The sequence below is a fragment of the Bacillus sp. EB106-07-01-XG149 genome, assembly GCF_058791555.1.
In genome coordinates this window covers 344884-359072 of record NZ_JBYTDP010000005.1, presented here as the reverse complement: position 1 = coordinate 359072, position 14189 = coordinate 344884, and the positions used below count along the sequence as shown (strand labels likewise).

At 35.6% G+C, this 14189-nt stretch carries 12 protein-coding genes, 2 pseudogenes and 1 other annotated feature; of the genes and pseudogenes, 3 read left to right on the top strand and 11 right to left on the bottom strand.

Translation table 11 applies throughout. From position 1 onward, the window contains the following. Positions 1–40: 40 nt before the first annotated feature. Positions 41–880, top strand: coding sequence for a D-alanyl-D-alanine carboxypeptidase family protein (locus AC3WTA_RS21530; RefSeq protein ID WP_000831457.1), 840 nt, complete (start codon positions 41–43; stop codon positions 878–880). Positions 881–902: 22 nt separating this feature from the next. Here AC3WTA_RS21530 and AC3WTA_RS21525 read toward each other — a convergent pair whose 3' ends face one another. The 6 genes and pseudogenes from AC3WTA_RS21525 to AC3WTA_RS21500 all read right to left on the bottom strand — a co-directional run. Beyond that, positions 903–1820: a proline dehydrogenase family protein gene (locus AC3WTA_RS21525; protein WP_000436767.1), complete on the bottom strand. Its 918-nt coding sequence runs from the start codon at positions 1818–1820 to the stop codon at positions 903–905. A 311-nt stretch (positions 1821–2131) separates the two neighbouring features. Beyond that, positions 2132–2377 (bottom strand): YusU family protein, encoded by a 246-nt coding sequence (locus tag AC3WTA_RS21520; RefSeq protein ID WP_001290592.1) that lies wholly within the window; start codon positions 2375–2377, stop codon positions 2132–2134. Between the two features lie 48 nt (positions 2378–2425). After that, complete coding sequence (locus AC3WTA_RS21515) at positions 2426–2728, bottom strand: MTH1187 family thiamine-binding protein (RefSeq protein WP_001018862.1); 303 nt, start codon at positions 2726–2728, stop codon at positions 2426–2428. A 77-nt stretch (positions 2729–2805) separates the two neighbouring features. Continuing rightward, positions 2806–4806, bottom strand: coding sequence for a methyl-accepting chemotaxis protein (locus tag AC3WTA_RS21510; RefSeq protein WP_000946346.1), 2001 nt, complete (start codon positions 4804–4806; stop codon positions 2806–2808). Positions 4807–4964: 158 nt separating this feature from the next. Continuing rightward, positions 4965–6095, bottom strand: a complete 1131-nt coding sequence (locus AC3WTA_RS21505; protein ID WP_000599337.1) for an RNA-guided endonuclease InsQ/TnpB family protein — start codon at positions 6093–6095, stop codon at positions 4965–4967. 19 nt (positions 6096–6114) lie between these two features. After that, a pseudogene (locus AC3WTA_RS21500) lies at positions 6115–6224 on the bottom strand (IS607 family transposase); the annotation flags it as partial. 686 nt (positions 6225–6910) lie between these two features. Here AC3WTA_RS21500 and AC3WTA_RS21495 point away from each other — a divergent pair. Further along, on the top strand, positions 6911–7669 hold the full coding sequence (locus AC3WTA_RS21495; protein WP_000939484.1) for a TrmB family transcriptional regulator: 759 nt from the start codon (positions 6911–6913) through the stop codon (positions 7667–7669). A 31-nt stretch (positions 7670–7700) separates the two neighbouring features. Here the strand turns inward: AC3WTA_RS21495 and AC3WTA_RS21490 are convergent, their stop codons facing one another. The 4 genes from AC3WTA_RS21490 to AC3WTA_RS21475 form a co-directional block, all read right to left on the bottom strand. Beyond that, positions 7701–9857 carry a SpaA isopeptide-forming pilin-related protein gene (locus AC3WTA_RS21490; RefSeq protein ID WP_492333019.1) on the bottom strand — a complete coding sequence of 719 codons (2157 nt, stop codon included), beginning with the start codon at positions 9855–9857 and terminating at the stop codon, positions 7701–7703. Between the two features lie 259 nt (positions 9858–10116). Continuing rightward, on the bottom strand, positions 10117–10287 hold the full coding sequence (locus AC3WTA_RS21485; RefSeq protein ID WP_000971476.1) for a hypothetical protein: 171 nt from the start codon (positions 10285–10287) through the stop codon (positions 10117–10119). A gap of 79 nt (positions 10288–10366) precedes the next feature. Next, the gene (locus tag AC3WTA_RS21480) at positions 10367–11551 is read right to left on the bottom strand and encodes an MFS transporter (RefSeq protein ID WP_116480673.1); all 1185 of its coding nucleotides are present in this window, start codon (positions 11549–11551) and stop codon (positions 10367–10369) included. A 109-nt stretch (positions 11552–11660) separates the two neighbouring features. Beyond that, the gene (locus tag AC3WTA_RS21475) at positions 11661–12974 is read right to left on the bottom strand and encodes an APC family permease (RefSeq protein WP_000546334.1); all 1314 of its coding nucleotides are present in this window, start codon (positions 12972–12974) and stop codon (positions 11661–11663) included. Between the two features lie 65 nt (positions 12975–13039). Next, positions 13040–13276: a binding site (T-box leader), on the bottom strand. Positions 13277–13442: 166 nt separating this feature from the next. Between AC3WTA_RS21475 and AC3WTA_RS21470 the strand changes: the two genes are divergently transcribed. After that, complete coding sequence (locus tag AC3WTA_RS21470) at positions 13443–13670, top strand: hypothetical protein (RefSeq protein WP_000560317.1); 228 nt, start codon at positions 13443–13445, stop codon at positions 13668–13670. 81 nt (positions 13671–13751) lie between these two features. On the opposite strand, the pseudogene AC3WTA_RS21465 reads toward AC3WTA_RS21470, so the two are convergent. Next, positions 13752–14189 (bottom strand): annotated as a pseudogene (locus tag AC3WTA_RS21465) (hypothetical protein); the annotation flags it as partial.

The window sequence follows — 14189 nt, the reverse complement described above, 5'->3', positions numbered from 1 at the left end:
AATTTATTTGTACATATGGAAAACAAAAGAGGGAACGATGATGAAACGAACAATAGTTATGATTGTAATGATTGCTACACTATTTACAGGGATGATTTTCTTCTCTTATGCACAAAGGCAACAAGCTGTAAGAGCGGATCAACCTAACATTACTGGGCAATACGCCATTACAATTGATGCAGACACAGGTGAAATTTTGTATGGAAAGCGGGAAGACGAACGCTCTTATCCGGCTAGTATAGGGAAAATGATGACTACCTTACTCTTACTAGAGAATGTAAAAGAAAATGAAGAAATTACAGTTACAGAGAACGCAATTAAAACAGAAAGTCAAAGTAAGAAAATTAAACTTCGTGCTGGGGAAAAGTTAAAGCGGGATGAGGCATTAAAGCTTATGCTTATCATTAGTGCAGACCCAATCGCTGAATCCATCGCAGAACATATCGCAGGATCAAAAAATGAATTTGTAAAAATGATGAATGCTAGAGCGAAGGAACTTGGTACAAAACATGCGACTTTCAAAAACGCAAGTGGCGCTGATGCACTCGGAAATAAAGTATCACCATATGACATTGCTATGATTACGAAAGAAGCATTAAAGTACCCAGTTGTTTTAGAATATATGAATTCAACACGTACAACTCTACATACTTCAGAACGCTCTCCAAACATCGCAAACTATGGACGAGAAGAACTATATGACGATCCATATGCAATTGGAAGTAAAAGCGGTCTATCAGCACTCGGAAAATATACGGTCGTAACAGTGGATGAAAAAGACGGTAAACGCGTCATTAATGTTGTATTATCTTCTACTCGCACACAACTATATCCTGATACGAAAAAAATGGCTCATTACGCATTTCAGCAATTAAAATAACCAAGGAGTATTTTCTCCTTGGTTATTTTTTAACCATACCTTTTAACACGAACGCAACGTTTGCTGGACGTTCTGCTAGACGACGCATGAAGTAGCCATACCAGTCGTTTCCATAAGGCACATAAACACGCATTTTGTAACCTTCTTTTACTAGCTCAAGTTGACGCTCATTACGAATACCATATAACATCTGGAATTCAAATTGGTCTCTTGGAATGTTGTGTTCTTCGGCAAGTTTTTTCGTATATTCAATAATCGCTTCGTCATGTGAAGCAATTGCAGTATAATTTCCATTTAATAAGTGCATTTTAATAATTTTTTTATAGTTATCATCTACATCTTTCTTATCCGGGAACGCTACCTCTTCAGGCTCTTTATAAGCTCCTTTTACAAGACGTAAATTCGGACTATAAGCATTTAATTCTTCCATATCTTTTTCTGTACGATATAAGTAAGCTTGAATAACTGTACCAATATTATCGTATTCAGATTTTAATTGTTTAAAGATCTCAATTGTTTTCCCGCAGCGCGTATAGTCTTCCATATCAATTGTAATAAACACACCATTTTCTTTTCCAGCTTCTAAAATACGGCGCATATTGTTCATTACGATTTCATCAGAGATATCTAATCCCATAGAAGTCATCTTTAAAGAAAGCTGCGAATTAAGACCTTCTCTTCCAATTGCACGAATCGCTTCAATCGATTCGCTAGCCATTTCATTTGCTTCCGCTTCGTTATCAACGAATTCACCTAAATAATCGATCGTTACACAAAGACCTTGCTTATTTAATGCTTTAATTGCAGCTGTCGCTAATTCAATCGTTTCCCCTGCGACGAAGCGACCTGCACCAAAGCGCAAACCATACTTTTTAGCCAGTTTTGTTAGCGCTTTATTTTTTGACAAGAAAAGAAACGAATTTCGCATTAATTGTTCCATGTAATTCACCCCTATGACTGTGATTTATCTGTTTTTTACCCCTCTTCAAAATTATATCACTGTTTAAAATTATTGGATACAAATAATTATTTTGATAATTTATAAAATACTATAAAAACATTTAAAAACCTATATTCTCGCTTATAAATATGCAGGAAATATTTTTCGACATTTAGAAAAAACGAGTTTACTAGGCACAAAATAAGCATGCCGAAAAATATTCGACATGCTTATAAAACCCTTTACATTCCATGTAAATTATATGAGGATATTAATACAGAAAACTTGATGTAACATTACCTCAAGCCTTCTCACTGCTCATTTCGCTTCTCTTCATTCAGCTTTTTAATATCTGTAATTAACTGTACCATCTCTTCTTTTGCATCAGGATACGTCTCATTCCAGTGCTTCACTAAAGCCGGCATCGTCTTTGCAATATAAGAATACAGGGCCCACTTCTGCACCTGTTCTTTTCTCTCTTCATTGCTCTCTCCCAGTAATAGTTCCGTGTATTTCTCTAGTAACCCGTCAAATTGTTCGTTAAACTTTTCACTCATCTTATTTACCTCCTATATGAAAAAAGCAGCGAAGATCGCTGCTTTTTCTTATAATTTTGATCGAACAGAGTTTAATTTTTTCTCCATTGTGCTTACTTTATCACGACGATCATCGATACGAATTGTTGTTGCAACGCGCTGTGCACCTTTCGTATATGGAACTTCATGCATTTGTTGAATTACTTCTAGAATGACAGGAAGATCTCCTTCAATTACTGTATTCATTGGTGTTAATTGATACTTCACGCGATCTGCATTTTTCTCTAGCACCTTTTGTACTTCTGCTACATATTCACTAACACTTGGATTACCAGTTCCTACTGGAATAATCGATACGTCAACAATTGCCATAGTAGTCTTCCTCCTATAATTGCTTCTTATATATCCATTGTCTATTTTACCGAAATACTCATCATTTTACTAATTTGTTATTCCTCTATTTTAAACTGCTCAACCAATCTTTCTAAGTCTCTCATATGCTCCGTCAAACTTTCCATCGTATGAGCTACCTTTTCTAGATGACTCACTTGAGATTCAGTTGCAGCATTTACTTCTTCCGAAACAGCTGCGCTTTCTTGACTTGTACTAGCAATTGTATGCATTACTGCTGTAATTTCTCCTTGCTCGTAACCGATGTTATGTACCTCTTCTACAATTTGTTCCACTGAAGTACTAATCGTATTTACAACTGACATAATTGTGCGGAATTCCGTTTCTGCCTCTGTCGTAACTTTATTTTGTATATCCGCGATATCTTTTAATTTACTTACAACTTCTACAACTCGTCTTACCTCTACTTGTACATCACCAATCATCGTTGCGATTTCTCCTGTCGCCTCTTTCGATTGTTCCGCTAACTTTCGAACTTCTTCAGCAACAACAGCAAAGCCTTTACCTTGTTCCCCTGCACGTGCCGCCTCAATTGAAGCATTTAAAGCAAGTAAATTCGTTTGATCCGAAATACCTTTTATAAGCTCTACAACATTTTGAATCGATCCAACTCTTTGCTCTAACTTTCCGGATGCTTCCTCTGTATGAACAACAATCGAAGATGATTGGCCCCTTGTACGAACTAAATTACGCATCGTATTTAATCCTTGCTTAGATGCCTCTTCAGCTTTGCCAGCCACACCTTTTATTTCACCAACCGAATTATTCATTTGTTCCACTGACTGCGCCATATTCTCGAGTTGCTCTGAAACTTCATCTACACTATTAGCAAGAGTGGACGCTCCTCCGCTCACATCATCCATTGCACCTGATACTTCTCTACTAGCTGCTACAGTTTCATTCGTTAAATAATGTAGATTATTCGTTGATTGTTGCACTGTTGATACACTATTTTTAATTTTACTTACCATTTCATTCATTTGCTCAACCATATGATTAAAATGATTTGTCAGCTCTCCAACTTCATCCTTACTTGTCACTTTCATTTGCAACGTTAAATCACCTTCTGCTACTTTTTGAACGTGATTCGTTAATAGTTGCAGCGGTCTTGCTAATCTTCGTGAGAACAAGTATGAAGCTGCGATTCCAACTAATAAGCTAATACAAGCCATTATAATGACTGTATTTCTCGTACTATTTAATAGCCCATCAATCGTTTCTTTCGGATAAAAAATTCCTATTTTCCATTTCATCAAATCAAATGACTGACTATAAACAACTACATCTTCACCCTTTAATGTAGTGACAGCATATTTTGTTACCTCTTTATTTAAACTCTTCACAAGTGGCTCTTTCGAAACATCTTTCCCTATTTTCTCTGGATAAACGAGAGCCATATTTTTATCATTTATAATAAACATTTCTCCGCCATTATTGTATTGAATATTATGAAGTAACTTCTGAATTGTTCCAAGTGATACATCCATCGCAACAACACCTAATACAGATCCATCTTGAGCTGTAATTGCTTTAGAAACTCCCACGCTTAACTTACCTGTTGCAATTTCATACATAGGTTGTCCCCAGTGAACCTTTTTCACATCAGCTTCTGAATCTTTATACCATGGTCTTGTCGTTGGATCATATCCTTCTGGCACTTGTCCACCTTCAGCAAGATTGGCACTTAATGTTTTTTTATCTTTCGTACCAATATATAAGTCTAAAATGCCAGGATGATTCTTTTTGTACTCCGAAAACTCTTTCGTCAAAAAGGCTTCTTCTTCTGGAGTAACTCCGTCTTGAAGTATATTACGAACCATCTCACTGTTCGCATAATATCCCATATCTTCATCCGTTCTTTGAACAAATGTCGTAAGTTGCTCTGTCACAAGATCCATCGTATTTTGAGAATACTGGTCTAAGGAGCGCACTTCCTTCTCTTTCTGTAATTGATACATAGCTGTACCTAATATTACGAACATCATAGAAATAAGTACCGAAAATACTACCGCAATTTTTAAACGTAAACTTCTTAACATCTTCCCCCAAGCACTCCGATACGATAAACTTAACTAAATCTATACAATTCAATCAAATTTACACAAGTTAGTGCTTCATCGTGTTCTCGCAGCCCCAAAGGGACGAGGGGTATAACACTCCACACGAGGCAGTATCGTTACCTCCTATTATCAAGCATTTATTTTACCCATCTTGATAAATTTATCGAAGCATTTACATCCCTATCGTGGTGGCTATTGCACCCAACACAACGCCACTCACGTATTTTTAAACTCCACTGTCCTTCTGGTTGAACTGAATGGTCGTATTTTACTCCGCAACATGAGCAAATCTTGCTTGAGGCGAACCATTTATCAGCTTTTACATACTCAATGCCATACTTCTCGCACTTGTATGATAAACATTGAAAGAAGAAGTGTAATTTTTGAAATAAAAATGCTTTCGATAGTTTTTTGTTTTTTAACAGGTTTGAGATAGGGAAGTCTTCCACAACAATCCTCATTGGTTTGGTTTTCACCAATTTAGCTGTTGCTTGATGGATATGGTTATTTCGGATATTCGTAATTTTCCTAGATAACCGCAGGTGCTCAGCTTTCGCTTTTTCATATCCGGCAGATTGAATTTTCACACCTTTTTTAAATCTCCTAGACATATCTCTTTGTGCTGACTTTTTCCTTTTCAAAAGTTTTTTAACCTTAGCATCTTTGTTTATATTTCGTTCTTTCGTACCATTAGAAGCTACAAACAGTTCTTTTAAACCAACATCCACACCAAGCGACTCATTGGTTAGTTCTTTGGATTCAAAATCTTCTTGGAATCCTACACTAATCCACCAATGACGACCATCAAATGTAACTCTTGGATTGGATGGTTTTTTGTTTCTTGGTAGTTGTTGGCTTGTTTTCACTTCTCCAATAGACTGAATATGAACTACTTTCTTTCCTATAATCAGTCTTTCATAATTGGCATAAAATCCTTGAATTAAATCTTTTTTGGATTTATAAGAAGTGTGATAACCATTTTTGTACTTTTTGAACGAATGTTTTCTCGCCGTATCAAAATCTTTTGAAGCCTGTTTGGGAACTTGTGCGTTGATGTCATTTAACCACTCATATCTCTTTCGCTTCTTGATCTTTGTAAATCGTTTCTGTAAAGCTAACTGTGAAACAGATTTTCCAAATAGCTTATAATATCTATCACTCATTCTTTTACAATAGTTATAAGCGAATCTTGCAGCACCAGCATGGTTTCTAAGCACTTTTTCTTGTTCAGGCGTTGGAATTAGTCTGACTTTCTTCGCCAATATCATCAGAATTTAACTCCTTTTAATGAAAGATTTGTTCTTCTGAATAGTAGCGTGTTCCACCAGCATTCTCCTTAGACTACTCGGATGCAAACCTGTTAATTCTGATACTTGACTAACTCGTGAAAATTTCATTATTATTCTCACCCCATTGAACCTAAAACAGCACGTATGTTCGATATTTTCAATGGAGTTTGATAGATTCAATAAAATTTATCTTGTTCAACTAAGGGCGCAATTCCTTAGCCAGTTCTCTTATGAACTTCTCATGTTTTCACATGAGCGCAGACTATATGTTTATCTACTTAAAGATAGAGGATTTTTCCACCACCATAGGCTTGTGATGTACTCTCGTCAGTTATACGAGATAGTCGTTGAACGTTCATCTTATCCATTTTGACTTAGATGATTCGAGGCGGAAGACCCATTGTTCTAGTGTTTAGGATTTAACCTTGCACGATCTGATTGATTTTTTCTGCTTTCGCGACATTCACGCTCACCATTTCTGGCCACGTTGTAGTTCAATCAGCTTTAGGGATTGCCCGCAGTTAACCCTCACTACTAGCCAATCACTTGACTAGCAGGGCTTACTGATATATTTAATTAACTTTCGTTATAATTGGTTAAATAAATCGTAACAGTTAATTACCCTTCACGTTGTAATATACTTATATTAATCACTATATTAAGTATAATGGATTAATTGAAAAAATTGAAACTAATTCTAATTTCAATCTGATTAGAAAACCTACTACCACTTGTGCAAAAACAAATAGTTCATTATCCTTAAACTATATAATCTCATTCGTTCGGAGGGAACTATGTTACAAAAATTCGGTTTCTCACAATATGAAAGCCAAGCTTATGAAGTTGTCGTATCAAGCAACGAACCACTAGATGCTACAACGATTGTGAAGCACTCTGGTGTTCCAAAAGCAAAAATATATGAAGTGCTAGCACGCCTGATCGATAAAGGGATGGTAATGGATTCTGTTTCAGAAAAGAAAAAGCTGTATACAGCATTACCACTCAAGCTAGCAATTGAAAAATTAACGACAGAATTCCAATCAAATATTAAAGAATTGGAAACAAATCTATCGAAAAAATCATTTACAGATGACCGTGTGTGGAGCTTAAAAATGCAATCTTCTATTCGAGTTCAAAGTAAAGAACTCATCGAAAGTGCAAAAGAATCGATTCGTATTTCAGCTTGGAATGATACTCTTTTAGAATACCTTCCTTTACTAGAACAAAAAGAAAAACAAGGCGTCAAACTCGAGTCCCTTATAGTTGGAAAGGTAGAAACAGACTTAGAAAACATGCATTTTCTAATCCCAACAGAAGAACCTAACGCATTAGAGCGCTACTTGCTACTCATCGTTGACGACCGCGAAATTTTATTTGCTGGTGTAGAGCAAGAGTCATGGCAAGCGATGAAAACAATGTCACAACCTTTCGTAAAGTTCTTTACAGAATTTTTCTATCACGACGTTGCACTTGCAAAAATTACAGAAAAGCACCTGGATCTCTTCATGCAAGATGAGGAAATTAAAAGTTTGTTGAGGAAGTTGAGATACTAAAAAAAACGCCTCTATTACAAGGCGTTTTTTTCTACATTTCTTTTCTATTTTTCATCCTTAACACATAAGCACCAGCAATAATAAAACCAATTCCTAAAACGAATAAAGCCGTAAATTCATTGCCAACGCCGCCAGTAGCTGGTAAACGCATTTCATTATGAATATTAGGTTGTTGTACCGGCTTCACATCAGCGGAGGGTTTCACTTCTCCACTCGGTGTTGGCTTATTTGGCTTAGAAGGAAGTGATGCCTTTTCTTCTTTCTTATTTTTCACAATATGTTTAATAATTTCTCCATCTTCTTTTATTTCAAATGCGAATGTCTCTTCATTTATTACATACCCATTCGGCGCTATTGTTTCTTTATACGTGTACTTTCCGTATGGTAGTTTAAATTTCGCTACACCTTTTTCATCCGTTTTCCCTTTTACTACTTCTTTCCCTTGTTCGTTGTAGATTGTAAACTCTGCATTTGGCAGTTTCGTATTCCCATTCGCTATATCTACTTTCGTTATTTCTAATTTACCTTCTACTTTCTTATCTTGAACGATATGTTTAATAATTTCTCCATCCTCTTTTATTTCAAATGCGAATGTCTCTTCATTTATTACATACCCATTCGGCGCTATTGTTTCTTTATACGTGTACTTTCCGTATGATAGTTTAAATTTCGCTACACCTTTTTCATCCGTTTTCCCTTTTACTACTTCTTTCCCTTGTTCGTTGTAGATTGTAAACTCTGCATTTGGCAGTTTCGTATTCCCATTCGCTACATCTACTTTCGTTATTTCTAATTCACCTTCTATTTTCTTATCTTGAACGATATGTTTAATAATTTCGCCATCCTCTTTTATTTCAAATGAGAACGTCTCTTCATTTATTACATATCCATTTGGTGCTATTGTTTCTTTATACGTGTACTTTCCGTACGGTAGTTTGAATTTCGCTATACCTTGCTCATTTGTTTTCCCTTTTACTACTTCTTTCCCTTGTTCGTTGTAGATTGTAAATTCTGCATTTGGTAACTTCGTATTCCCATCCGCTATATCTACTTTCGTTATTTCTAGTTCCCCTTTTATATTTTCATTTTTCAACTCTAATACAGCAGTTTCACCAGTTTTCACTTCAATTTTTTTAGTACTTCCGTCTAACACATATCCAGCTGGCGCTTGAATTTCTTTGACGCTATATATACCGATTGGAAGATTCCCTAGCTCAGCAATCCCCTTATCATTAGTCGTAACATTTTGTTTAAAGTTTTCATTAGAAACTTCAAACACAGCCCCTTTTAATAATTCCTTTTTTTCTCCTAATTTCATAATCTTTAAAGAGCCTACTGATTCCCAATTTACAACTAAATCTGTACTGATTTTCTCACTATTTCTTTGTAACAATACTGTTGTATTTTGAACTTTTTCCGAGCCTTTAAAAGCTATTGCTTGTAAATTTGTTAAAGTAGACTTCACTTTCATTTTAAAATTACCGCTACTCGTATCTTTCGGGATTAATATTTTAAATTTTTCGTTAATTGATAATATACTTTTCTCTTCTCCATTTTCATTTACAATTCGAATCCCTTTAGGAGCATTTTCAGGAAGAATTGTATAAGAGCCAGAAACCACATTTGTTTGCACTGCATAAAATCCTGTTTCTAAATAATCACCTTTTTGTGTAGCAGTTTGTGGATCTACAGGATTAACTTTTAAAAATACATCTTGTGATCCTGTTTCTTGTTTTGAAGCCTCTACTAAACGCTTCATAAGATTATGTACTCGTTCATTTTTTGCAACTAAATCTTCTACCGTTAATTCATTTGCTGCAATCCATACCGCTAATTGTGTAGCATAATGTGCTTCTTCTACTGTCGCTACCCCTAATTCTGATGGGCTTTTTTGAGGATACCCATTTAATAAAACACGATATATGGCATCAGATGTTTTCCCCATTTCAGGCAAATCATCCCCATTTGGAGAACGTAAATCAGGCGTTAAACAATACGCAATACTACCCGAAGCCGTTTTAATTATTTCTGTTTTTATTTCACGATGTTTCGAATTACTATAACTCCAATCCATTTTATATGTTTCTCTGTTCATTACCTCTGCCTTTACTTGTGGCATTGCAATTCCTAATAAAATAATAAGAGCACTTAAAAAACTAAACCATTTTCCTACCATCTTTCGTTTCATTTTCTCCACCACCATATATAAATTTCCACATGAAGCAATCTTACTGTTTCATTGTACTTATAGTGAAAAAAAGAGAATAGGTGGTTTTTTTGTAGTATCTTGTCGAATTGTTGAGAAAGTTTCAAAGTAATAAGCAACCTTTACATTATTTGCTCTCATGCTGCTATTGACAAATGAATATTACATATTTAAAAATAATAAAAAGGCACTTTATAAGTGCTTTTTTACTTACCAGAAACAAATTTCAAACGAATACATGTTACTTATCTTTTTCTTTTATCTCCATCAACAGCTCAATAATTTTCTCATTTTGCTCCACTTGTTTCTCAGAATTTTGATAGATGACACGAATCCATCCTAATACAAAAACAACTACAACTATCGGTAATAGTGCAAGTATTATACCGAATATCGAGAAATTAAACATCATTTACCCATCACCTCGCTACATACAAATTCTCCACCTTTCTACTAAAACCTGCAATTTTTTACAAATAAAAAAGAACCTATCAAACGATAGATTCTTCTTTTGCAAACTGAGTAGAACGTCCTCTCGTAATAGAGAAAATCGCACAAAGCAGCGCTAATATAATAAAGCCACCGCCTACCCAAGCGTTATATATAACAGATGATTTTTCAATAACAACTCCGCCTACTGTTGAACCGAGTGCAATTCCTAAGTGAAGGGCAGAATTATTTAAACTTTGCTGAATACCAGCCGATTCTGGCGCAATTTCAATTAAATAACTTTGTTGCGCTGGTGAAATAGCCCAGCTCAGCATACTCCAAAGTCCCATCATAATAATGAACAGCGGGAATGAGAATGTCATCATTGGCAATATGAAGATTGCACACGCAAATACGATAATAATTGAGATAATACTTTTCTTCGATCCCCATTTATCAGCAAGCAAGCCCCCAAGGCCGCCTCCAAGTACCGCTGCAATTCCGAAAATGAAGTAAAATACACTAATCCAATCCGCTTCAACATGCATGACATCTTTTAAGAAAGGTGTTAAATATGCATATAGTGTTAAATGACCCGTTAAAAATAAAAATGATGTTAACTGTGCACTTACGATTTTCTTATCTTTTAATGTAGCAATTTGTTCTCTTATTGATAACACTGATGTCGGTGGTACTTTCGTTAAGAATAATGAAATACAAGCGATTGCTATAACTGTTAATACCGAAATTAATACAAATGGTGCACGCCATCCATATGCATTTCCGAGTACAAGTCCAAGTGGTACTCCAAGTACAAGTGATCCACTAATCCCCATGAAAATGATTCCAATGGCACGCGCACGAAAATGCGGTTCTACAACACTAGAAGCAAGTGTTACTGACAGTGCAATAATAAGCGAACCACTCGCTGCACAAACAACCCTTGAGAACATTAACATCCCGTAATTCACACTAAATGCTGAAATAATATTTCCGATTAAGAAAATTGATAATGCCCCAATGTATAATCTTTTTCTTTCAAATTTTCCAGTTACCGCTAATAAAACCGGACCTGATAAAGCAAATACTACTGAAAATATTGTTATAAGCTGACCAGCTGCACTAATAGATACTCCTAAATCATTGGCAACTAGATCGAGCGTTCCTCCTATAATTAGCTCAACCGTTCCGACTACGAAAGCCGCGATAGCTAAAATATACACACGAAAATTCAAGTCTTTCCCCACGCTTTCTTTTTTGGTTACTACGACTATAGTAACCAAAAAAGAAATTGAAAACAAGTACAATTTTTTTACAATAAAAAAACAGGCGTATCATACGCCTGCCTTCTAATTATTAAACACTAGTTTTGTTCTTCTTATTTAAATACCAATATACCGGTAGTCCAGTAAAGACAATTCCAATTGATAAGAAACAACTTACCGGATCATTAATAATCGCACTTCCAAGTACAAACAATGATCCTAAAATCGCAATGATTGGTACAATCGGGAATAACGGTACACTGTATGCACGCTCTTTATTCTTGTTACGTTTTCTTAAAATGAAGACACCAATAAACGTCATTACATAGAAAATATAAATAATGAATACGGAAATCTCAGATAGCTTATTCGGATCACTAATAATCATTAAAATAATTCCTAAAATGATTTCAACAGTAATCGCATTTGCTGGTGTTTTAAATCTTGGACTTTCCTTTGCGATAAACTTAGAAAACGGAAGGTGTCCACGCTCTGCCATCGACATCGGAATACGTGGGAACGTTAAAATCTTTCCATTTAAACAACCGAAAATAGAAACGATAATACCGATACTAATGATTTTCCCGCCATATTCTCCAAGTAGCATGCCCGCAGCTGTCGCTGTTGCATTCTCTCCAAGGTCTACAATTTGCGTTGCTGGTAATACATTTAGTAACGCTAAGTTAATTGATACGTAAGCAGCCGTTACAATTAAAATCCCAACTGTCATCGCTTTCGGTAATAACTTTGTTGGGTTCTTCATTTCTCCGCCAATTGAAGCAAGTAGAATCCAGCCGTCATAAGCAAATAACGTTGCTAAAATTGCCATACCGATACTTTGATTTTCTGATATCGGCACAACTACATTAAAGATATCGCTATTCCCTTTCCAAAAACCTAGCACAACAATTAATACAATCGGAATCATCTTCCCAATTGTCGTAACCGTTTGGACGATACCTCCATATTTTGTTCCCATACTATTTACAACGCCAAGGAACACAACTGTTCCAATAGCAATTGGTAAATTCCATACTTTATCTAAATAGAAAAAATTAATCATTAAAGAACTAAAATACAAGCCTAATGTTCCAATAATAGCTGGTCCATAAACAATTGTTTGCATCCAGCCTGATAAATATCCCCAAAAACTTCCGTAAATCTCCTCTAAATACGTATACAACCCACCATTTTTCGGGATTTGCGCTCCAATTTCGGCTACTGTTAAACCACTGGCTAGCGTCAATAGTCCACCAATTACCCAAGCAAGAATCGCCATATTAGAACTCCCTGAGTAATCTAATACGCTCCCTGGTTTCATAAACACACCAGATCCAATAATCGTTCCTACTACGATAGAAAGTGCTACTGTTAAACCAATTTTGTTCTTCTCATCATGATGCATGCTGCGTATCCTCCTTCCAATTCTAGTGTGATGCAAAAATGAAATAAAAAAACACTCCTCCCTAAAAAAGGGACGAGTGTTGTATTCGTGGTTCCACCCTTGTTTCAATTCGCAAAGTAACACACTTCACCAATTTCTCAAGTCAAAATAACGGTTTTTGCCGGCAAGCAATTACTAGGTATCCGTTCACTGCTGCAGTTCAGAGGTGGTAATCCAGTTTTCCGTATTAGGAAGCTCACAGCCAAAGGCTTCCCTCTCTGAGAATCGTAAAAAATTGATCATGTCCTCATCATCACTTCTTGATGTCGAATTTTGTAGTTATTGTTCATTATATTGAATTGTTAGAAAAAATCAATATATTTTTTTATATAACATATGAAATGTTTCTCTTCTTATATTATAACAGAAGTTACGATACTTCTCGAATCCCCTAAAAATGGTATAGTCTATATAGGAGGTGCACGAATAATGATTGCTATTTTTTGTATTATCGCTACGTTTCTTTCTGTTCTATTCGCTATCATGTACAGGCACAAGTATCCTGGTTATAGCATTTTAGCGGTAGCTATTATACCAGCTACTGCCTTCTACGTATTAGGTAAATATCAATATACAGAAGTGTTTATCGGTTTTGCAATCTTCTACTGCCTCTTTGGATACATACTAACAATGAAAAAAATTTTATTGAATCATTAAAAGGGACCGATTTCTGCTAACAGAAATCGGTCCTTACACGTACCTTTCGGTTGCCCACACGAAAGATACGACTTCACTCAATTATTTCTCATCTTTGTTCATAAAAAACTTATGATGCGGAAGATCCACATTCAACGCCTCTAATTGTTTCTTTTCATTCTCTAAAATCGCTTTTGCTTTTGTTTTCGTTGCCTCATCTAATCCCACAAAGATGTCTTCATGCTTCTCTTTCTCTGGAAGTTTCACACCTAGCTTTGTTAATTCTTCTTTTGCTTGCTCATGAGTTAATTTCCCGGATTTTTCTTGTTCAAAAATAGACTTTGCTTTTTCTTTTGTTGCTTCATCTAAGTCAGCAAGCATGTCTTTACGCTTACCTTTCTCAGGGAATTTCACACCTAGCTTTGTTAATTCTTCTTTTGCTTGCTCATGAGTTAATTTCCCAGATTTTTCTTGTTCAAAAATAGACTTTGCTTTTTCTTTTGTTGCTTCATCTAAGTCAGCAAGCATGTCTTTACGCTT